The 20,468-nt window shown below is 35.0% G+C and carries 17 protein-coding genes and 2 tRNA genes; 10 read left to right on the forward strand and 9 right to left on the reverse strand.

Annotated elements, in window-relative coordinates:
* Window positions 1-5: 5 nt before the first annotated feature.
* From PKC96_04190 to PKC96_04215, 6 genes are all read right to left on the reverse strand, one after another.
* Entirely contained in the window at window positions 6-1,583 is a 1,578-nt protein-coding gene (locus PKC96_04190) for a DEAD/DEAH box helicase (GenBank protein ID HMM00523.1), read from the reverse strand.
* 11 nt (window positions 1,584-1,594) lie between these two features.
* Window positions 1,595-2,083, reverse strand: a complete 489-nt coding sequence (locus PKC96_04195; protein ID HMM00524.1) for a hypothetical protein — start codon at window positions 2,081-2,083, stop codon at window positions 1,595-1,597.
* Between the two features lie 2 nt (window positions 2,084-2,085).
* Window positions 2,086-3,057: an ATP-binding protein gene (locus tag PKC96_04200; GenBank protein HMM00525.1), complete on the reverse strand. Its 972-nt coding sequence runs from the start codon at window positions 3,055-3,057 to the stop codon at window positions 2,086-2,088.
* The gene (locus PKC96_04205; protein HMM00526.1) at window positions 3,054-4,289 is read right to left on the reverse strand and encodes a DUF2800 domain-containing protein; all 1,236 of its coding nucleotides are present in this window, start codon (window positions 4,287-4,289) and stop codon (window positions 3,054-3,056) included. The genes PKC96_04200 and PKC96_04205 overlap by 4 nt, the downstream gene beginning before the upstream one ends.
* Window positions 4,234-4,443 (reverse strand): hypothetical protein, encoded by a 210-nt coding sequence (locus tag PKC96_04210; protein ID HMM00527.1) that lies wholly within the window; start codon window positions 4,441-4,443, stop codon window positions 4,234-4,236. Before PKC96_04210 ends, PKC96_04205 begins: the two co-directional genes overlap by 56 nt.
* A gap of 69 nt (window positions 4,444-4,512) precedes the next feature.
* Complete coding sequence (locus PKC96_04215; GenBank protein HMM00528.1) at window positions 4,513-5,031, reverse strand: hypothetical protein; 519 nt, start codon at window positions 5,029-5,031, stop codon at window positions 4,513-4,515.
* A 286-nt stretch (window positions 5,032-5,317) separates the two neighbouring features.
* Between PKC96_04215 and PKC96_04220 the strand changes: the two genes are divergently transcribed.
* From PKC96_04220 to PKC96_04235, 4 genes are read left to right on the forward strand one after another with little or no spacing between them, the layout of a single operon-like run.
* Complete coding sequence (locus tag PKC96_04220; protein HMM00529.1) at window positions 5,318-6,271, forward strand: hypothetical protein; 954 nt, start codon at window positions 5,318-5,320, stop codon at window positions 6,269-6,271.
* Complete coding sequence (locus PKC96_04225; protein HMM00530.1) at window positions 6,255-6,692, forward strand: hypothetical protein; 438 nt, start codon at window positions 6,255-6,257, stop codon at window positions 6,690-6,692. The genes PKC96_04220 and PKC96_04225 overlap by 17 nt, the downstream gene beginning before the upstream one ends.
* A gap of 3 nt (window positions 6,693-6,695) precedes the next feature.
* The gene (locus PKC96_04230; protein ID HMM00531.1) at window positions 6,696-8,498 is read left to right on the forward strand and encodes an AAA family ATPase; all 1,803 of its coding nucleotides are present in this window, start codon (window positions 6,696-6,698) and stop codon (window positions 8,496-8,498) included.
* 7 nt (window positions 8,499-8,505) lie between these two features.
* Window positions 8,506-8,709, forward strand: coding sequence for a helix-turn-helix transcriptional regulator (locus PKC96_04235; protein ID HMM00532.1), 204 nt, complete (start codon window positions 8,506-8,508; stop codon window positions 8,707-8,709).
* A 39-nt stretch (window positions 8,710-8,748) separates the two neighbouring features.
* Here PKC96_04235 and PKC96_04240 read toward each other — a convergent pair whose 3' ends face one another.
* The 3 genes from PKC96_04240 to PKC96_04250 form a co-directional block, all read right to left on the reverse strand.
* Complete coding sequence (locus PKC96_04240) at window positions 8,749-9,741, reverse strand: DNA cytosine methyltransferase (protein HMM00533.1); 993 nt, start codon at window positions 9,739-9,741, stop codon at window positions 8,749-8,751.
* Between the two features lie 62 nt (window positions 9,742-9,803).
* On the reverse strand, window positions 9,804-10,712 hold the full coding sequence (locus PKC96_04245; protein ID HMM00534.1) for a hypothetical protein: 909 nt from the start codon (window positions 10,710-10,712) through the stop codon (window positions 9,804-9,806).
* 313 nt (window positions 10,713-11,025) lie between these two features.
* Window positions 11,026-11,116, reverse strand: a tRNA-Ser gene (locus PKC96_04250).
* 107 nt (window positions 11,117-11,223) lie between these two features.
* Here PKC96_04250 and PKC96_04255 point away from each other — a divergent pair.
* From PKC96_04255 to PKC96_04280, 6 genes are all read left to right on the forward strand, one after another.
* Entirely contained in the window at window positions 11,224-12,978 is a 1,755-nt protein-coding gene (locus tag PKC96_04255) for a hypothetical protein (protein ID HMM00535.1), read from the forward strand.
* 6 nt (window positions 12,979-12,984) lie between these two features.
* On the forward strand, window positions 12,985-14,427 hold the full coding sequence (gene proS / locus PKC96_04260) for a proline--tRNA ligase (GenBank protein HMM00536.1): 1,443 nt from the start codon (window positions 12,985-12,987) through the stop codon (window positions 14,425-14,427).
* Between the two features lie 102 nt (window positions 14,428-14,529).
* Window positions 14,530-14,620 (forward strand) — tRNA-Ser (locus tag PKC96_04265).
* 624 nt (window positions 14,621-15,244) lie between these two features.
* Window positions 15,245-15,619, forward strand: a complete 375-nt coding sequence (locus tag PKC96_04270; protein ID HMM00537.1) for a metalloregulator ArsR/SmtB family transcription factor — start codon at window positions 15,245-15,247, stop codon at window positions 15,617-15,619.
* Between the two features lie 14 nt (window positions 15,620-15,633).
* Window positions 15,634-18,228: a heavy metal translocating P-type ATPase gene (locus tag PKC96_04275; GenBank protein ID HMM00538.1), complete on the forward strand. Its 2,595-nt coding sequence runs from the start codon at window positions 15,634-15,636 to the stop codon at window positions 18,226-18,228.
* A 1,237-nt stretch (window positions 18,229-19,465) separates the two neighbouring features.
* Window positions 19,466-20,305: a hypothetical protein gene (locus PKC96_04280; GenBank protein HMM00539.1), complete on the forward strand. Its 840-nt coding sequence runs from the start codon at window positions 19,466-19,468 to the stop codon at window positions 20,303-20,305.
* Window positions 20,306-20,468 lie beyond the last annotated feature (163 nt).

Genomic DNA, 20,468 nt, shown 5'->3' on the forward strand with positions numbered 1-20,468 from the left:
TCCTATTAAGGTTGATATGTAGCGGCATTAATACCTCTAGGTATGAACCAGTTATTACTTGCGATTCTGTTAATCATGTCAGTAGCATCATCGAAACTCCATGTACCCACATGACGGAATCCTCTGCTTTCTAAGTATCTAATTTGTTTTGGTGTAGCTAAACCTTCCATTTGGCGTTTCTTTAACTTATCAATGATAAGACTTGCAAGTCCACAGTTTTCTATTGTGTCAGCTAATATGCCATGTTTTTCAAGGTAGTCTTTTTGCTTTTCAGTGACAGGTCCCATTTCCCAAACGAATGTAGGCTGATAACGTGCCAAATCTTCTGCTTCAATAGAGAATGCATATTGAATTGGATCAACAAGTCTAAGTTGTCTTTTTCTCATTGCAGCAAGTTCACGAGCAAGTGCAGCTTCACGTTCAGCAATAATATCTTTTTCAGCACTTTCGTTAGCAAAAATAAGATCTATTCCTGCTCCACTATCTACAATCTTTTGATTGACTCTTTCTGCAATATCGGCATCTTTTGAAACTAGCACACTTGGTCTACATAAATCGTGTCTTTCAGTCATCCAAAGAAAGTCAAGTAATAATAAGTCTTTCTTTCCAGGAGCGATGCGTAATCCACGACCGACCATTTGTTGATATAAACTTCTTACCTTTGTAGGACGAAGGACAATAATGCAATCCACTGATGGACAATCCCATCCCTCTGTAAGTAACATACTGTTACATAGAACGTCATACTCACCAGCTTCAAAGTCAGCTAGGATTTGGTCTCTATCCTTGCTATTGCCATTGACCTCTACCGCTCTCATTCCATAAAGATTCAACAAGTCACAGAACTTTTGACTAGTTTTAACAAGTGGTAAGAACACGACAGTTTTTCTATCCTTACAGTACTTAAGCATTTCTAGTGCTATTTGGTTTAAATATGGTTCAAGGGCACTACCAATTTGACCTGCATTATAGTCACCTTGTGTAATTGAAACATCATGAATATCAAGTTGAAGTGGTATCATTTGTGCTTTAATTGGTGATAACCACCCATCTTTTATTCCTTGTGCCATTGTGTATTCATATGCCTTTGAATCGAAAAATTGTCCTAGATTCTTTTGATCGCCACGATCAGGAGTTGCAGTAATACCAAGAACTCTAGCTTCATTAAAATGATTGAGAATTGTCATATATGAATCAGCTAAAATATGATGGCATTCGTCAACGATAATCATGTCGAAATAGTCTTTTGGAAATTTACTAAGTCTTGATTCTCGACAAAGAGTTTGTATGGACCCCACAACGACTTTGTTATCTTTTCCAATTGATGTTTCTTCCGCTTTTTCAATTGCACATTCAATGCCTGTAAAACTTTTAATTTTGTCATAGGCTTGATTAATTAATTCATTACGATGTGCTAAAAATAGCACTCTTTTAGATGAATCAATTAAGTCTTGGATTAATCCAGCTGCGATGATTGTTTTACCAGAAGCTGTAGGGAGCACCCCCAAAGTTCGAGAGTGCTCTTCTTCAAACCATTCATGCTTAATAGCATCAATGCATTCTTGTTGATATGGTCTTAACATATAACCACCTCTTAGAACGGTAAATCATCATCTGAGATTTTAATTTGGCTGTCTAATCCTTGTTCTTTGAAGAATTCTTCATCGTAATCGATAAACTTTTCAATATCGTTTATGATTCTTTCTTCACCATTTTGATTAGTGTAAGTACGAGGTTTAAAGTGAGCTTTGCCTACAGCGTTTAGCACCCTATTCCAATCCATGACAAGTTTTTCACCATGCTTCTTTTGCCCGATAGATCTAAAGAAGGCACACAATTTCCATTCAAGTGTTCGATATAAGATAAGGTCTACTTTTGCGATTGCTACGCCTTTTTCAGTAGGAACTTCAACTGTAATGATTGCTTTATTACATGGCGGAATTTTAGCTGATCCTAAATATCTTCCACGTTCAAACTTGATTACTCTAAATAAGTAATCTCCTTCTGCAAGAGTGACAAACTCCTGACCTTCATTTGAAATTTCATCATTCCAATCGATTAAATAGTTTTTATTTTCTTCCATAATTATTTATCTCCTTCTTTATTCTTATTGATTGTGTCTACGATTTTTTTCCAATTAGGGAATATCCATCGATTTATAAAATCCTCTGAAAAGCCATCAATTTTTGTATTCTCTGGATAATGTCCGCGTTCAATAACGACTTGTTCTAAATCGTCTGCTCTAACATTTGACTCTTCCATCAACTTTTGTAATTTTGTATGATTGGTTGACTTATCTTTTGAAGAGTCATCTTCTGCCTTTTTTTGAACATCTACCCTACCACTGAATAGATGAGCAATAGGTTTATAGCTAAGTTCTAATTCCTCGGGTAAATTGAATCTATTTTTAGCATCCCAACAAGCATGATGAGTGGTGTACATTACACGTTTTCCACCTTGAGCTTTTTTAGTATTGTTTTCGGTTGTAACCACATAGGTCTTGTAATTACAGAAAAGTAAAATATCACACCATTCCTTGAAGAGAGGTCCTACTTGCCTAGTGAGTTTTAACTCCCATCTATCGAAAGCCCCGGCTTCCTCCGGTAATTCATACTTTCTTGGTTTACCGTGTGCGATTACTGCTACATGAATACCTGCATCAATTACTTTGTTTAATTGTTCAAATAAACGATTTACTTCATCCTGTAAGATGGTATATCCACGCCCGTAACCCCAATCTTCGATATTTGCTTTTCTGAACTTTTGACATAAATAATCAATGCAGAAACTTTCAGCTTTATCTAATGTGTCAATAACTAACGTTTTACAGATTGGAGGATTATCAATAACTGCTTTGACAATGGCAATAAGATTTTCCCAACTTGAACATTTAATTCTTCTACAATTGATTCTTGAACTACCGTTTTCTGTATCAACGATTAAAGCATCAGGGAGTTCATTGGCTAGGCTTGTCTTACCAATTCCCTCAGCTCCATAGATACCTAGTTTTATTGGTCTATTTTCTTGACCCTTAATAATTTCAAATGCAAAACTCATATAGATTTATCCTCCTTATAACTTTCAATGTTTACTTCTTCACGCTCATCATCAGATGTAGCAATGGTGATCGAACCTTTCGTTGTGGTGATGTATTCACCTAAAAGTTCATTTAGTTTTGTCTTTCCTAGTTGTTTTTGAATCTCAGTTATTCCTAGTAACTTGGGTTTGCTATAAGCTTCGTAACCGTTATCTTCAAGTATCTTTGCGACACTATCGTTGTCAGTAAATGAGCGTGTTACTCTTGAATAAACTAATTTATGCTTTTTGTATTTATGACCATCAAGTAATCTTTTCAATGCATACGCCTTTATGTCTTCAGCAAATTTGATGAGCTCATCCATCTTAGGTAGCAACTCCTCAATGTCATCATCAGAGAGTAATTCAACCTCTTTTGGTGATTTCTCAAATAATTCAAGATTAGCGTTCTTTCTTGCCACACAAACATGTTTTCCAGGACACCATTTACATCCCTTATTTGGAACTGCTATAGGATTAGGTTCAAGTGTTTTTTGGATAGCTGGAACAACTACATCTTTTTCCCATTCCAACAATTCTTCAAGAGTTAGCTCGTATTGAGAAATATGATTTATTCTTTCTTGTACAATGATTAGTCTTACTTTTTTAATTGGATATAGTTTTCCTATGTTGTGGTAAAGTCCTAATGAGTACAACCCAATTTGTGAGTTTGGCTGTTTCTTACCTTCTTCTTTTGTAACCCATGAATCAACCCTTGACCGACCAGTTTTTAAATCAACTACTGTCATAACATCATCAGCAATAACTCCTAAGTCTAAGGTTCCAACCATACCTTCCATAAGCCAATTCATGTTTAAAGTTTCTTCAATAAAAACTATTGGATCATGTCCGATTCGTTTTCTTTCAGATTCAATTAGACTCATAGCTTTATTTGCGTATCCTTCAGCGAGCTTTTGCATCTCATCATCGTACTGTGTCAAATCTCTTATGACTTCCTCAGCTGACTTGATTTCATTGTTTTCAAAATTAGATATACGAAGGGATTGTCTTAGAAGTGTTTCACCTAATGTATGTGTTTCCGTACCATAAATAGCTTCAAGTCCTGGTTCGTCTTGAAACATCTCAAAAAACTTCGTACTAGCTGGACATGTGAAATATATAGATGACTTACTTGGTGAATGAGTTCTTGAATGTAATTTATCTGCCACCGCTTCCACCATCACCCTTCTCTTTGATTTCACTAATTGTGACATCACTTACTGAATCTCCTGGAATAATGATTGTTACTTTTTGTGAGTCTCCAAAAAACTTTTTAAATAAGCCTTTTTTCATCTTCACCTTTTTACAAGTCAGAACACCATTTGATTCCTGTTCCTTTGAAACATTAATATTCATTTTGTGTTTCATCTTGTATCTCCTTTCTGGGGATATCTTTGTCCCTCACTGTATGGAGATTTCGACCACCTTTTGACCACCCTATTTGTCAAAAAATCTTCTATATTTTTTTCTAATCTGCTCAATGGACTTTTGAACTGCATTCAAGTTGACACCTTCTCTATCAGCAATCTCTCTTTGTGTCATTCCTTGTTCGAGCATTTCTAATCTTTTTAATTGAATATCAGTTAAAGTCTTCTTGAATTCTTGAACTTTCTTTTCTGATTCTACATACTCGGTATCTATCAACATTTGTTCGTGTGGTGTTGGATTTGGATCTTGGAACCATTCACCTTCATAATCGCAATTGTCAAGAGATGCTTTAACGTGATATCTCCATCTACGATTGTCATTTTCGATCTTTCGTTCAGCTTCCAAATGTAAACGACCATACTCTTCATCTACTTCGACTTCACTAACAGTACCATCTGCAAAAACATACTTAATCTTCATATAAAAAACCTCCAAATCAGATTGATGTTCTGAAATGGAAGTCTCTTCTTTTTTACGCAAATTAGGACGTCGCAAAAAGAATGGTAGTTGAGTATACTTCCATTTCATTTTGCAGACATCCCTCGCAATAGTTTGTTCTGCTGTATTTAAGAGATTACTTGTTTTTGCGAACACCCATTCTAGAACTGGGCAAACAAGTAATCTCTTTTTCAAGTTTGCAATCACGAATTTAAACTTCGAGTTAAATTGTAAATATAAATAATTTGTGATATAATTTAAGTATCAAACAAACATTTCTTTTATTTACGTCATAATTTTATATCAAGTAAAAATTCTAACTCGGAGCCAAACGGAGTGTCCTAACAACTCCGGAATAAAAGGGGGATATTATTGGGTGAAATTAAGCGAATTTTTAGGAATTTTAGACCAGCATTTAGACTATAAAGTAAAAAGTGGATCATCCACCGGAAGAGTAACAATTGGCGATAAAGTTAAAGCATATTTGAATGCTTTTATTTTGCCATCCGATGAAGAAAATCCACTTGATGAATTACTTGACGATTACTTACGTAAGATTTTTAATGGTTCAGAAGCTTTACCTAAAGATGTTGCTTCTTTTATTAGATCAAACATAGACTCTAGCACTTTTGAAGATTTTTGTAACGACATGACATATGAAGCTAAAGAAAAAATGATCCTTGAATTTAATAAACATAAAATTAATATTTCAATCGATACTTTTGAAAGGGACATCACTGAAACATTCGATCAAATTCTTTATTACATTGTTAATCTCAAACCATCTACAAGTGTTAGAGATGTTGAATTTATTGGTAGTGGAAGAATAAAAATAGTCGGTAGGACTTTTAACCTACCACCTGAATTATTACCACCAGATGATTTTTCAGATTTTGAACTTCCATATATTACTGCATTATTACGTGTCTATTCACATGTTGAAAAATTTGGTTCTATTACCATCGATGACCTTAAATCAATGCACCCAAGATATGAAACACATCTAAAATTCCAACGTGAATATTATTTTAGTGCTGAAAGTTTATTGCATCAAATTAGAGATATATTTACTGATGGTGAAGAGGAGTTTAATAACGTAAAAAATGAAACATATATGGGTGTTCGAAGTGTTGTATTAAGAGCATATAAAGATGCAATGGAACGAGTTGATAAAACGATGGAACATGTTGTACTTTTTACTTATAGTAAGGCGTATTTAGGACGTAGTACTAATGGTTTAGTCGGACCTTCTGAAAAGCAAGGGTTGGTTCATATGCTCGTAAATGATGGGAAGATTGAGTGGGTGGTTGATTATGACAAAGATATTTAATACTGATTTAGAAATTTCTCTTCGAATATTAATCCTCCTATATGTATCTAAAAAATCTCACTCTGTAGATACCATTACAGCATTAGATTTATTTACTACATATGGAAAAAACTATAATCTACTTGAAAGCAACCTTCATGGTGATAGTTCTTATAGTTTTAGTGAAATCGCATCAAGAAGAAAACTTATAACACAGGCATTAAAAACTTTAGTAACTAAAGGAATGATTAAACCTCTTAAAAATCAATATGGGTTTTTATATCAGATAAATAATCATGGAATATGGGTTTGTGAGAACATGGAGGGAGATTACTTCAATAAGTATGTTCAATCTCTTTCAACAGTTATTCGCAAAACATCTAATATGTCAGAAACTGAATTAGTCAATTATGCTACTAAATCAGCAGTTGGAAGGGAGTAACGTATGAATAGAATACACATTAGTAAGTTAATAATCACAGGAGAAAAGGGAACTTCTACTCTTGAATTCGGAGAAAAACTGACCATCATTACTGGTCCTTCCGACACTGGGAAATCCTATATTTATAAATGTATTTACTATTTATTGGGATCTAAGAGTACAGTACCATTTGATTCTTCAATTGGTTACGATACTATATCTTTAGTCTTAAGAAAAGGGTTAGAGGACATAACACTTACACGAAAGATTGGTGAATCACAAATTGCTGTGACCAATGGAAATGATCAAAAAACCTATAAACTTTCAGGAGGAAAAAGTGAAACTATAGATGATTTTTTTGCAGAATTCTTAGAATTACCTAAAAACCTCAAAGTTCCAAAAAATGAAGATGGTCAAACGCAAAAATTCTCTATTAGAACATTAAAACCTCTTCTTATGGTTCGTGAGGATGATACTGATATTGAAAAACCGATTTTACTTCCTGAAACTGGACAGGCAACAACTGCATTTTTATCTTGTTTGCTATATTTACTTTATGATCAGGATTTCTCTGAGTTTGATGCTGAAGAAAATAAAAAAACAAAAGCAGCCAAAAAAGCTGCTGTACAAAAATATATTATTAGCAATAAGGAAAAACTAATTAATCAAAAAAATCAGCTTGAAAAAATACTTAACGAAGGAAACATTGATTCAAGCAATATTGAGGATGTAATTAATAAACTTCAACAAGAACTTGATCAAATCAATGAAGTAATCAATAAAGCGATTATAGATCTTCGTGAAACTGGTATAAAAATTGTTAGACAAGAAGATTCAATTCGTAAAAAGAAAGTTCTTCTTGAGCGTTATAAAGTACTTGAATCTCAGTATTTAGCCGATATTGAAAGATTAGGTTTTATAGTTCAAGGAGAGAAAATTATCCATAAGCATAACTCCCCAGCACATTGTCCATTCTGCGATGGTGAAATTAAGAAAAGACAAGAAGGTTCATATTTAGAAGCATCTAAAGCTGAAGTTAAAAAAATAATTGTTAATAGTGAAGAACTATCGAAAACAATCAAAGATACACAACAAGAAATCAATTCTCTTTTAAAAGAACTGGAAGAGTTACAATCAGCTAAAAATAGCATAGATAATACACTCAAAAATGAACTTAATCCAAAAAAGACATCTATTGTCAATCAGATTAATCAGTTCAAAACTTACATTGAATCAACAAATGAGTTAAAAATAATTAGTTCTTTACTTGATACTCTTGAAACTGACTTATCCAACCTAGATGCAACGGTCAATCAACGTAAACCATATAAACCTAAGGAGTTATTTGCAGAAGACTTCAAAACAACTATTAGTAATAACTATTTGCGATTGCTTGAGAATGTAAACTTCTCACCTATTAATTCTGCTGAGTTCGATATGTCTTCATTTGACATCATTGTTAATGGAGAACACAAGAAATCACATGGAAAAGGGTATCGTTCATTGCTCAACTCACTCTTAATTTTATCAATGAGAGAGTACATTAACAGTGTAGCTATACATAATCCACATTATTACATGATTGACTCACCGCTACATGGTTTAAGTTTGCCTAACGGAGTTGAAGAAACTCAAAATGTTAGACGTGGTTTCTTCAAATACCTAATTGATAATATAGGTGATGATCAAATAATAATTATTGAGAATGTTGTTCCTAATGACATTCCAGAAAATGTGAACTCTAATCCTGATGTTAAGATAATTGAATTTACTCAAGATGAAGAAAACGGAAGATACGGATTACTAAAAGGAGTAAGAAAAAGTTAGGAGGGTTATTATGATCAGTTACAATAAGTTATGGAAACTACTAATAGATAAAGGAATCAACAAAAAGCAGTTGATTGAACTTACAGGTGTCAGTTCTTCTTCTATAGCTAAATTAACTAAAGGAGAAAATGTTACAACTGATGTTTTATGTAAAATTTGTAAAGCTTTAAATTGTGATTTCAAAGATATTATGGAATACATCCCAGAATAAAAAAATGACCCACTCGTTCATGAATGGGTCATTTTTTTATTATAAGTATTTTTTTATTTGAATAGCTATCTCATAAGCCAAATTTACTGGAACAGCATTTCCGATCATTTTGTAAGCAGTGTCTATGTCATTATAAATAAATTTAAAATCATCAGGGAATCCTTGAATTCTTGCAACTTCTCTCACTGTCATTCTTCTATAATGAGATTCAAATCCAGGTACAAACTGATATTTATCAACACCTACTTTCTCCATCTTAGGTGCTTGCGGATGTAATTGACATTGCCTACCTGATGCTTGGACAGTAAATGCTTGTTCATTCCATCCCTTTACACGATTTCTACTCATGAAAATAGGAGAAAATGCACCAACAAAATATTCATTATTATTTATTGCATTTGGATTATACTTATTTCTTGCTAACGCAGGTACTGCCGTATCTTTTAGATCATATATTATATCTTTTAAGGTTAACTTGTTATCACCTTCAGTTGATCCTTGAGGAAAAACAAAGTCAACATCCAGGTCCTTTCTAAATCCTATATAGAATACTCTAATTCTTTCTTGAGCAACACCATAATCTTTTGCGTTAGCAACATTTAATGTAACATAGTATCCTGCTTCATCAAACATTTCTAATATGTTTTTAACAGCATCAGAGTGTCTATTTGATAGCATCCCTCTGACATTTTCTGCTAAGAAAAATTTAGGTTTCACCTCTTTTAATATTCTTATGTAATCAAAGAATAACTGACCTCGTTCATCTTCAATTCCCTTTAAAGCACCAGCTTCAGACCATGATTGACATGGAGGTCCTCCGATAATGCCATCAACATTCAACGGAAAATCAACTGCACTCAAACTTCTTATATCTCCTTCAATAAGTTTAGTGTTTGGATGATTAATTTTATATGTATCATAAATCTTCTTATCAAATTCGTTTGCAACTGAAATTTCAAAGCCAGCTTTTTCAAATCCTAAATCTAGTCCACCACAGCCAGAAAATAACGAAATTATTTTTGGTTTACTCATGTTATGCACTCCTTATCTATTGCGTATTATATTACAATAAAATCCAAAAAAAGCAACGCAATTTATAAATAATTAATGCCATCTAGGATTTCTTTTTTTATATCATCAGTTGTTTTGATATTAAGTGTTGATAATGCACTTGATAGTAGACTATATGCATAGTCACCACCATGTTCTAGTGGTTCATCAAATACTAATGTTCCACTTAATTTCCCATTAACAGCTTGCCATTTAACATATACAGATAAAGGTCTATTACCATCGTATTTACCTACTACACCATTCTTTTTATATTTTGATCTATAATTTAATGCTTTGCAGGCAAAGTAAATATCGCTAGAATGTTTATCAATATAATCTTCTACGCTAATTAAAGAATTAATTACATCTTGTATTGTTTTAATGTTTTTTACATCTGCAAATAAAATATGTGTTGCGACACCCGAGTTCAAAACTTGAACTCTATTTACAATTGCATCTTTTTTATCCCCGACAAGTGTTGTCCCAGAATAAACATCTATCTTTTGTTCTCTAGTTAAAGGTACAACATTAGATAGTTCCCCACTCAACTTATTGAGTAATTCAAACTTCCAGCCCAAAGTAAAACAACCTTCTTCAGTTTTTCCTGATTTTTGTAAAAATAAAATTGGTCTTGATTCAAACTTAGTTTTTATACTCGTTATTGCATTAATTATTATTGATTTCCAGTTAGAACCGAAAATTTGCTCAGCTCGTTCTTTATTAGTTTTATTTTCAAGAAAATCAGCATTTGATTGCTTAAATGATATTTTTAATTCGATTGAATCAACATCACTTTTTGCAGAACAATAAATATCTGTTTTTGGTTCCCCTGATGAACAAGTAGGTTTTCCAGAATTCAAAACAGTATATACTTTTCCATTATATGAAAATTTATCTCCAACTTTAAATAATCCTAAAACAAATTGTTCAGACTTTGAAAAAATAGCCATAGAATGCACCTCAATTCAATAATTTTTTACATAAATATCTTTTAAAAATACAAACCGACAAATATATAATATTGTATCACAAAATACATAGAATTTCTATGTAAAGCCTAAAGTTAATCTATTGTGTTTTAATTTACCTTTCGTGTTTTAATTGACCTTTCGTGTTTTTATACAATCAAATTTGAATAAAAGTAACTTCAAGAAAGAAAAAAGATGCAATGAAAACCCTAGGTAAGTAAGAAAAAAGGGATTATCTCCCTATTTTCCTATTCATTAAAGTCGATACTATTGTATCTACACTGTCGTGCTAATATGGCGGAGAAATGGGGATTTGAACCCCAGCAGGGCTTGAACCCTCTATCAGTTTTCGAAACTGACCCCTTCAGCCGCTTGGGTATTTCTCCAAAAGCGGGATTATTATAACATAAAACCAGATTTTGACTAGATGATTTTGATAATATTTGCTAGCCAAAAGAGGAAAAAAATCGTGTATAATTTATTTGAGGTATATATGGGCTATTTATTATTATCAAATAGAATTTATTCCGCTAAATCAATTTTTCAAAATATCTGGCTTATTATCTTAATTGCCACGCTTTTGATTATAGGTTTTATTGTTTTTACGTGGCTTCGACAAAGGAAAGTTGATGCCGACATTGATATCAACATAAACACCGCGCGGATATATTACCTAGATTTAGCACATAATCGCATTACTTTTTTTAATCGCAATGCTATAAAGAAACGTAAATCTGGTAATTTGGATTATTTTTTCTCCCAATTTCATCCGAGTGAACGGGAACGAATTCGCAAGTGGCTTAATCAGTTGCTTGATGAAAATGCTACTCCCAGCAGTTTTATTGAAGCGGATGTAATTATTAAAAAGAATCGCGACCCCAAAGCAAGTTTTTTCTCGCTTTTGGAGGTCTTATCGGTCAACAAAAAGGAAAAACGAATTTATTTAGAAAGCTATCTGCTTCGTTTTCTTAGCCCCCGCATTAAAAGTGGAAAACGCGCGACCAATTTATTTATTACCGAAAAGCGGGCCACCGAAATATATAGTCACTTGAAGGATAATAAAAAAGGAACCACAATGATAGTTCGCTTCTACAAAATGAGCCCTCGTCAGAAGCGAAATCTTCGCTTTGAGCGACTTCTGGTAGCGAACTTAAAAAACCGCATTATACCATTTTTAGGCGGAAATCGCCTTTTAGTAAACTACGGCGATCTTGAACTTGGTATTTTCGATTTTAAATCCAGCGGCGGTAAGAGCGTATTTTTACCTCTAGCGCGGTCGATAGCCAATGATTTGGCGCGTTTTCTCGATGTGAATGGTTACCATGAGCTTTATTCTTTTTCAATCGGAATTGTTGATAACTTGTCCTTCAATAAATTCTCTTTAATCGTGAAACAAGCTCGGGAAATGGCCATCGTCGCGGAAGAGAAAGAAGAGGATATCGTTTATTTTGATGCAAGCTCGAACAGTGACGAATTTCAACTGGATAAAACATTTACCAAGGACTTAATGACCTTAATTAAGGAAAAGAAGATTACAGTTTATTATCGGGCGATCGTGGATGCCACCACAAAATCACCGATTGGCTATTTCTCTTCGGTGCAGCCATATAATTCGATTTTTAACAATTTTACTGAACTAAAAGAGTATGCTTTGAAAAATAAACTTGATCAGGAACTTTTTCAAATGATTGCCAAAAGCATTATTCCCCGTTTCTTTAACCAGCGAGATGGCGACAAGCTGAATCTATTCCTGCCGGTCATCGTTTCCGACTACCAGTCAATCATCAAAACACTGCCGCAAGTTAACCATAGTCGGGAGGTTCCCATTACATTGCTCTTCGAAGAGGAAGATATTGCTCTGGAAGTTGATAAAACTACTGATGTAATTGCAAACTTTTCCGATTATAATAACAAAGGCTATCGTACCGCTTTAGTTATTAACGATGCCCAACTGATGTTGCCGAATGAACTTTATCAGATGTTTGATTATTTCGTAGTCGGAGGCGATTTCACGGCGAACATTGATAGCGATGAGCGGGCACGGATGATCTTAAACGGCACGCTCGGCAAATTGGTGCGTTACGAAAAACCGGTTATCGTTTGCGATTTAGAGAACTGGACGGATATCGAATTGGTGGTCCGTAGCGGAATAAGGCTCATCTCTTCAGAAGAAATCGGCTCTAATGATGAGATGGTATTACCGATCGATAAAAAAAAGATGCTTAGGCTCGATAGCCTGAATAAGTGAGGATTTATGGAAGAAAATAAAATTAAAAATGATGCGATTACGTCGCGGGATGAAGACTTTGCCAAATGGTATACCGATGTCTGCCGAAAGGCGGAATTGATGGACTATTCATCGGTTAAGGGATTTATAATCTATCGGCCGTACGGCTATGCGATCTGGGAGCAAATCCAGTCCTACCTTGACCGTAAATTTAAGGAAACGGGACATGAAAATGTCTATATGCCTTTAGTTATACCTACGAGTTTGTTTCAGAAGGAAAAGGACCATGTGCAAGGTTTTGCTCCCGAAACGTTAATTGCCACCATCGGGGGAAGTAACAAGATTGATGACCCATTAATTATTCGCCCCACCTCGGAGGTGCTTTTTTGTGAACATTACGCCAAGATTATCAGCAGCTACCGCGATCTTCCCAAAAAGTACAACCAGTGGTGCTCCGTCGTTCGGTGGGAAAAGACTACACGGCCATTCCTTCGGGGATCGGAATTTCTCTGGCAGGAAGGCCATACGATGCACGAGAGTGAACAGGAAGCGAGACATGAAACCTTGTCGATGTTAGAAGTATATAACAATATGGGACGCGACCTGCTTGCCGTTCCGTTTGTAACTGGTCGAAAAACCGAAAAGGAGAAATTCGCCGGCGCGGTCGAAACCTATTCTATCGAGGCGCTGATGCACGATGGCAAGGCGCTACAAAGCGGTACTTCACATTATTTTGGTACGGGCTTTACGGAAGCATTTAATATCACTTTCCAAGATAAGAACGGAAAGATGCAGCATCCATTCCAAACCAGCTGGGGCGTTTCGACGCGACTTATTGGCTCTATTATTATGGTGCACGGCGATGATAATGGACTTGTATTACCTCCGGCAGTAGCCCCTATCCAAGTAGTGATAATTCCTATTCAACAGCAAAAGCCAGGCATTTTAGGCGCGGCTAAAGAGTTGTTCTCGCTTTTAAAAGCGAAGGGAATTCGGGTCAAACTCGATGATTCAGACCGTACACCTGGATGGAAGTTTGCCGAATGGGAAATGAAAGGTGTCCCTCTACGTATCGAAATTGGTCCACGAGATTTGGCTAATGCCGTGATTACAGTAGCCAAGCGCAATGATGGCACCCGCGAAACTATTCCGCTTGCCGATTGTGAAACGGAAGTTAATCGTTTATTGAAGGTCATCCATGAAGAAATGTATGAGAAAGCTTTTCAATTCCTTTTATCCCATACAGTTGAGGTCCAAAGTATGGAGGAAATTAACCACGTTCTTAATGACGTCACGGGCTACGCTAAGATGATGTGGTGTGGCGAACAGGAATGCATGGATGTAATTAAAGATAAGTATAATGCAACAGCGCGCGTGATGCCGTTTAACCAAATTCCTTTTGGTGAAGAAAAGTGCCCGGTCTGCGGCAAGGAAGCTCACAAGGTTGTCCTTGTAGCTAAGGCGTATTAAGGGTTGATTTTATTCGACAAAAGTTAATAGAAATCAAGATATTTTTTCCATAAAAAAACATTGCAGCCCCTACTCTTCTATGATAAGATTTAGGGGCGGTTTGGAGTAGTACCCAAGTTGGTGAAGGGGCTTCCCTGCTAAGGAAGTAGATCGGGAAACTGGTGCGAGAGTTCGAGTCTCTCCTACTCCGCCATCTGCCTAGTGAGGCTTTGATACAATTATCAAGGCTTTTTTTGTGCTTAAAACGCTAAAAATAGGCCATTTAATACTGATTTCTATGATTTTCGGTAATAGTTAATGGTTTTCAGGGCAAAAAAGAAGGGGAAAATAACGATCTTGAAAACCTACTAGTTGAACGATTAGGGGGTGGGGTTGCACGATTGAACGATTACAAGGAGAGGGGTTGCACGATTGAACGATTACGGGAGAGGGGGTTGCATCTAGGGTTTAAGTCCCCTAATACGCCCCATCTCTAAACACCGAGAATGCTACCTCAAAAAGGGTAGCATTTTTTGTGTCAATAAACGGAACCCTTTTTTTAATCGTTCAACAGTAGCCCGGAGTAAAGCAATGTGGGGTTGAGGCCATGGGGATACTTTTTATCCCGCGAGACAAGTGAACTATTATTTTGGATAGGCCGTATATATGAAACCGTTGTCACATATGTTGCGAAGTCTTTTCAAGAGATGGAAAACAGAAAAGAGAATCTGTTTGTGAAATATCTTGGCTTTTATGTATTGACATTATACAGCCAAGGTATAATAATACATATGAACGATTGTTCAACCGTTCAATGTTCAACGAGGGAGGTAATAATATGGCAAGGAAAATACAACCAGCTGAAAGCTGCGACTGTGATGTTATACATGAGGATACTGTTAATCAAGTTCGAAAAAAAATGCCTCAAGAAGAAACTCTATATGATCTCGCGGATTTATTTAAGGTCCTCGGTGATTCAACAAGGATTAAGATTCTTTGGGCTTTAGATGAGGCAGAGATGTGCGTTTGCGATATTTCGTTCTTATTAAATATGACCCAATCAGCAATTTCACATCAACTAAGAGTCTTAAAACAGGCTGAATTGGTAAAAAGCAGAAGAGAGGGAAAGATTGTATTCTACTCACTTGAAGATGTACACGTAAAGCAAATATTTGATCAGGGATTAATTCATATTTCAGAAGGAAGAAAGTAAAGGAGGAGTAAGGAATGTTAAAGAAGGAAGTAATTTTAGAAGGCTTAGATTGCGCGAATTGTGCAGCTAAAATTGAAGATGAGGTTAATAAAATAAATGGAGTCAAAGCTTACATGAATTTCATGAACAAGACATTGACTTTAGAAACTGAATCAGAGAAAGAGTATAAGAATACATTACAGAAAGTTGAAACCATAGTGCACAAGCACGAACCTGATGTTGTAGTGATAGAAAAAACTGTTAACAAGAGCAATAAAAAAGTATTAATACTTGAAGGGCTTGGATGTGCGAATTGTGCTGCAAAGATAGAAGCTCAAACGCAAAGCCTTGAGGGGGTAAATAGTGCGACTGTTGATTTTGTATCTAAGAAGCTGACAATTGAAGCAGTCAATAAAAAGGAATTTGGTAAAATTCTTGGAGAAGTAACAGCCATCATAAATAAACTTGAACCGGATGTTAAAATAATTGATACCGATAAAAATAAGGGTAACAATACAACAATAATGCTTGAAGGACTTGGATGCGCAAATTGCGCAGCAAAAATCGAGACAGAAGTGAGTAAGTTAGAAGACGTAAAATTTGCATCAGTTGATTTTGTATCAAAGAAACTTACGTTGGAAACTAATACAGGCATCAATATTTCTTCACTAAATGAAACAATAGAAGGTATAGTAAAGAAAATAGAGCCAGATGTTAAAGTTGTTTTTGAGGGGAATACATCCAAGGCTAATACAAAAGAAAATGATGATGACGATGAAGATAACAATAAAAAAGAAATAGCAAGGCTGATAATCGGCGGAGCAATATTTGCAGTAGGCATGATATTTAATTTCCAGAATTGGCTGGAACTAACCTTGTTTTTAATCAGTTACATTATAGTAGGTGGACCCGTTGTATTAAAAGCAATCAAGGGAATTGCAAGAGGTCAGGTATTCAGTGAACATTTTCTTATGAGCGTAGCGACCATTGGCGCATTCTTCATTGGCGAATATCCAGAAGGTGTTGCAGTTATGATGTTCTATCTAGTTGGTGAATTGTTCCAAGATCTGGCCGTGGGTCATTCCAGAAAATCGATCAGTGCATTGATGGATATACGACCTGACTATGCAAATCTTAAAATTGGTGATGAAATTAAAAAAGTGTCACCGGAAGAAGTTAACATCGGAGATATCATCGTTGTAAAACCAGGAGAAAAAGTTCCACTCGACGGAAAAGTCCTAGATGGAACATCAATGGTAGATACAGCAGCATTAACCGGTGAATCTATTCCCCGCGAACTGGTACCTGGCAGCGATGCTTTAAGTGGATTCATTAACAAGAATGGTGTATTAACGGTTGAAGTTACAAAGGATTTTGGTGAATCTACAGTATCAAAAATTTTGGATTTGGTACAAAACGCAAGTAGTAGAAAAGCTCCTACAGAACAATTTATAACAAAATTTGCCCGTTACTATACTCCGGTTGTTGTATTTGGAGCGTTGGCATTGGCGATTATACCACCATTAGTAGTGCCAGGAGCCACATTTTCAGAATGGATTTATAGAGCTCTGGTGTTTCTGGTTGTATCCTGCCCTTGTGCTTTAGTAATTTCAATACCGTTAGGATTCTTCGGTGGTATTGGCGGAGCTTCGAAGAGGGGTATTCTTGTAAAAGGCAGTAATTATCTAGAGGCTTTGAACAATGTAGAAATGGTTGTATTTGATAAGACGGGTACATTAACCAAAGGGGTTTTTGAGGTTGTAGAAGTCAATGCTCAAATTGATTATACAGACGATGAATTGATTGAATATGCAGCATATGCTGAAAGTCATTCAAGCCATCCGATTGCGTTATCCATCTTGAAGGTTTATAAGAAAGAGATTGATTTCAGTAAAATAGATGATTATAAAGAAATCGCAGGTCATGGTTTAAGTGTTAAGCTTGCCGATAAAGAGGTTCTTGCCGGTAACGCCAAATTAATGGTTAGTGAAAATATTAAATATCAAGAAATAGAAACAATTGGCACCGTGGTACACATTGCAATAAATAAAAAATATGCGGGTAATATAGTAATCTCAGATGAAGTCAAGGAAGACTCAGCAGAGGCAATTAAAGGATTAAAAGCACTTGGCATAAAGAAAACTGTTATGCTAACCGGTGATATGAAAGCAGTTGGCAAAAAGATAGGAAACCAACTAGGGTTGGATGAAGTTTATTCGGAACTGCTGCCTGCAGACAAGGTGGAAAAGATAGAATTCCTAGACGCTAACAAATCAAAAAAGGGTAAGATCGTATTTGTTGGTGACGGAATTAACGATGCACCTGTGCTTGCAAGGGCGGATATTGGTATGGCTATGGGAGGATTAGGTTCGGATGCAGCCATTGAAGCTGCTGATATTGTTATTATGACAGATGAACCATCCAAGATTGTTACAGCAATTAAAGTTGCTAAAAGAACAAGGAACATTGTCATGCAGAATATTATCTTTGCATTGGGAGTTAAGGCTATATTCCTTGTACTTGGGGCATTAGGCGTAGCATCCATGTGGGAAGCAGTATTTGCTGATGTGGGAGTTGCTGTCCTAGCAATTTTAAATGCGATGCGTGTAATAAATACTAAAAATTTGTAAAAACAGAATTAAGGGTGTGTAGCATATATAAAGACCTTGCTATATTTTTCGCGGGATTGACTGCTTGGGAATCAATCGTCCATGCTTCATTTGGTTTATGGTGGAATTTGCCAATAACTCTTTTGGGTATTACTATAACCCCTGAGGTCAATACTATTCAGATTATTGTTCCTGCGTTGATATCATCATTCTCAGTATATTTCGGTTGGCTTAAAAAATCTTAGCGAAAAAAAACAATGTTTTTATGTATTAGAATCCCTGAGTTTTTGGGTGTTATTAATCAAAAATTCTTCTATGGCTATGTTTTGAAATTAAAGCCGAGAAATACCGTTAAAGATTTGCTGTTTAAGCACAAGCATAGATTTTCAGATGAAAAAATCCGAAGCCATTAATGTGGAACAGCTAAAATCTTTACAGCGCAGGGGGTGTTTTTCTTTACAATAAAAATTAATTCCGATCTCTTTGATCCATGGTGTTATATCCAAAATATGTTACTTTACGAGTTTCAAGGCACTTTTTTCGAGCAATCCACGAAACTCGACGTATCTAGTCAATGGAAAGACCTTAAATAAGAAGTGAAGCAAAATAGACAAAACTAATTGGGCAGGTAATGATCATTAATCGTCTTCATTATAAGATATTTTGTTGGGGTGGTTAGCTTTTTGCAGGGGTGTGAATAAATCAGTAAGGGTGCGTAATTGTTTCAAAATAGGTAGTCTTACACATCCAGGAGGAGCAAACGACTATGGTAGTTTTGAAGTTGAGTGCCTCAAGTGTAAACACCATTTTGACATATATGTAGGTAGAGACATTGATGCATCAAGCATCAAATCAGGCGCAAAATTAATAAAAGTCATTTATAAATAAAGGTTTTTTAGCCGCTTTACGCGTGGAAATTTATGGTAAAAACCTTATGTCGGGTAGAGACTTATGTGCTGTCGGGGAAATAGCAAACTACTGTCGGGTCAAATATCCAAGTGTCGGATTTGTATTAATATTGAACGATAAAGCCATTAAGTAAATTAGTTCTTGATTCAATATCAAGAACTTTTTATTTTATCTACTTACTCTTCGCGTTTTTTTTTACTTATGGAATAATACAAATAACAAAAAATACATTGTGAGAAAAGAATCTTATATTTATATTTTTTTAAATAGATATCAAGGTTAATCATATGTTGAATAAAGATGAACTTGGCAGTAATAGACTATAATTAAGTAGGGTGGAAATGATAAATTGAAGCATAATGAAAATGACTTAATTAAAAATGATATTCCCGTAGTATGCTATGAAATTGAAAAGGAAAGCGAACTACCTTTTATAAGTAATGGTAAGTCTTATGGATACAAATGTGCCAATATCGATCATGATTATGCGGGTATGGCGTATATGGGTTTTTGCTATGGTAGTCAAAAGATGTCGTTCGATAAGATTAAAAAGAATATGATTCAAGAAGAGATAAACAAACTTGAAAAGAAAAGGAATAGAGTTACTAATTTCGATTTTTTTAAAGAGAACGATGAATTTTATCCAGAATATGAACGGCTTTTAGCGATTGTCGGAAAGTATCGTAGACGTCGAGCCGGCAATCCAGATGTTATCAAATTAAACTCTTATATTGAAGATCATGGGGGACTTAATTTTGAAATTCGCCGTTATGACATTAAATATAACTCAATGTTTTTCAATTATTACCCCAAGATAGTTAGGGAAGATGGTATCGTTTGTCGAACAGTCGCAAAAGAAAAAGAAGACAATGCCACATTAGAAAGACGAATTGAGATGGCAAATACATTGATTAATAATGAGGAAGACGCTGTTAGTATAGAGAAAGATAATTTTTCTATGACTTTTGATTTTATCGAAGATAATTATAAAATGGCTATTGCCACTATCAAGAGTTTGCTCAAGGAGTATAAAGAAGTGTTTTTGCTCTATCCTCGAAGCGGAAAATCGCAAAAATATGTAATTTCTTTCACTCCCAACATAATTGATGCAAATTTATTGGAGTTTACTATTGAAGATTATCTTTACGCATTGCCGAATACGCTTTATAGATTTAAAAAAGAAAATTAGATAGAAAAATTTGGCTTATACCTTACTTTTAATTATTATTCTTTAATAACAATTGAAGATAACTTATACCAGTTTTATTACAAAAAAACATTGTTGTTGTATTACCAACTACGTAAGATTTTTCTTAGAAATAAAAATAGGTGCCAACAACATCGCTTAAATC

This window comes from Bacilli bacterium (genome assembly GCA_035326105.1).
Classification (GTDB): domain Bacteria; phylum Bacillota_I; class Bacilli_A; order RFN20; family CAG-826; genus UBA7706.

Excerpts from the sequence above, each read along its gene's own strand:
- PKC96_04190 (HMM00523.1), bottom strand. The coding sequence starts at position 1,583 with ATGTTAAGACCATATCAACAAGAATGCATTGATGCTATTAAGCATGAA.
- PKC96_04195 (HMM00524.1), bottom strand. The coding sequence starts at position 2,083 with ATGGAAGAAAATAAAAACTATTTAATCGATTGGAATGATGAAATTTCA.
- PKC96_04200 (HMM00525.1), bottom strand. The coding sequence starts at position 3,057 with ATGAGTTTTGCATTTGAAATTATTAAGGGTCAAGAAAATAGACCAATA.
- PKC96_04205 (HMM00526.1), bottom strand. The coding sequence starts at position 4,289 with ATGTCACAATTAGTGAAATCAAAGAGAAGGGTGATGGTGGAAGCGGTG.
- PKC96_04210 (HMM00527.1), bottom strand. The coding sequence starts at position 4,443 with ATGAAACACAAAATGAATATTAATGTTTCAAAGGAACAGGAATCAAAT.
- PKC96_04215 (HMM00528.1), bottom strand. The coding sequence starts at position 5,031 with ATGAAATGGAAGTATACTCAACTACCATTCTTTTTGCGACGTCCTAAT.
- PKC96_04225 (HMM00530.1), top strand. The coding sequence starts at position 6,255 with ATGACAAAGATATTTAATACTGATTTAGAAATTTCTCTTCGAATATTA.
- PKC96_04230 (HMM00531.1), top strand. The coding sequence starts at position 6,696 with ATGAATAGAATACACATTAGTAAGTTAATAATCACAGGAGAAAAGGGA.
- PKC96_04240 (HMM00533.1), bottom strand. The coding sequence starts at position 9,741 with ATGAGTAAACCAAAAATAATTTCGTTATTTTCTGGCTGTGGTGGACTA.
- PKC96_04245 (HMM00534.1), bottom strand. The coding sequence starts at position 10,712 with ATGGCTATTTTTTCAAAGTCTGAACAATTTGTTTTAGGATTATTTAAA.
- PKC96_04255 (HMM00535.1), top strand. The coding sequence starts at position 11,224 with ATGGGCTATTTATTATTATCAAATAGAATTTATTCCGCTAAATCAATT.
- proS (HMM00536.1), top strand. The coding sequence starts at position 12,985 with ATGGAAGAAAATAAAATTAAAAATGATGCGATTACGTCGCGGGATGAA.
- PKC96_04270 (HMM00537.1), top strand. The coding sequence starts at position 15,245 with ATGGCAAGGAAAATACAACCAGCTGAAAGCTGCGACTGTGATGTTATA.
- PKC96_04275 (HMM00538.1), top strand. The coding sequence starts at position 15,634 with ATGTTAAAGAAGGAAGTAATTTTAGAAGGCTTAGATTGCGCGAATTGT.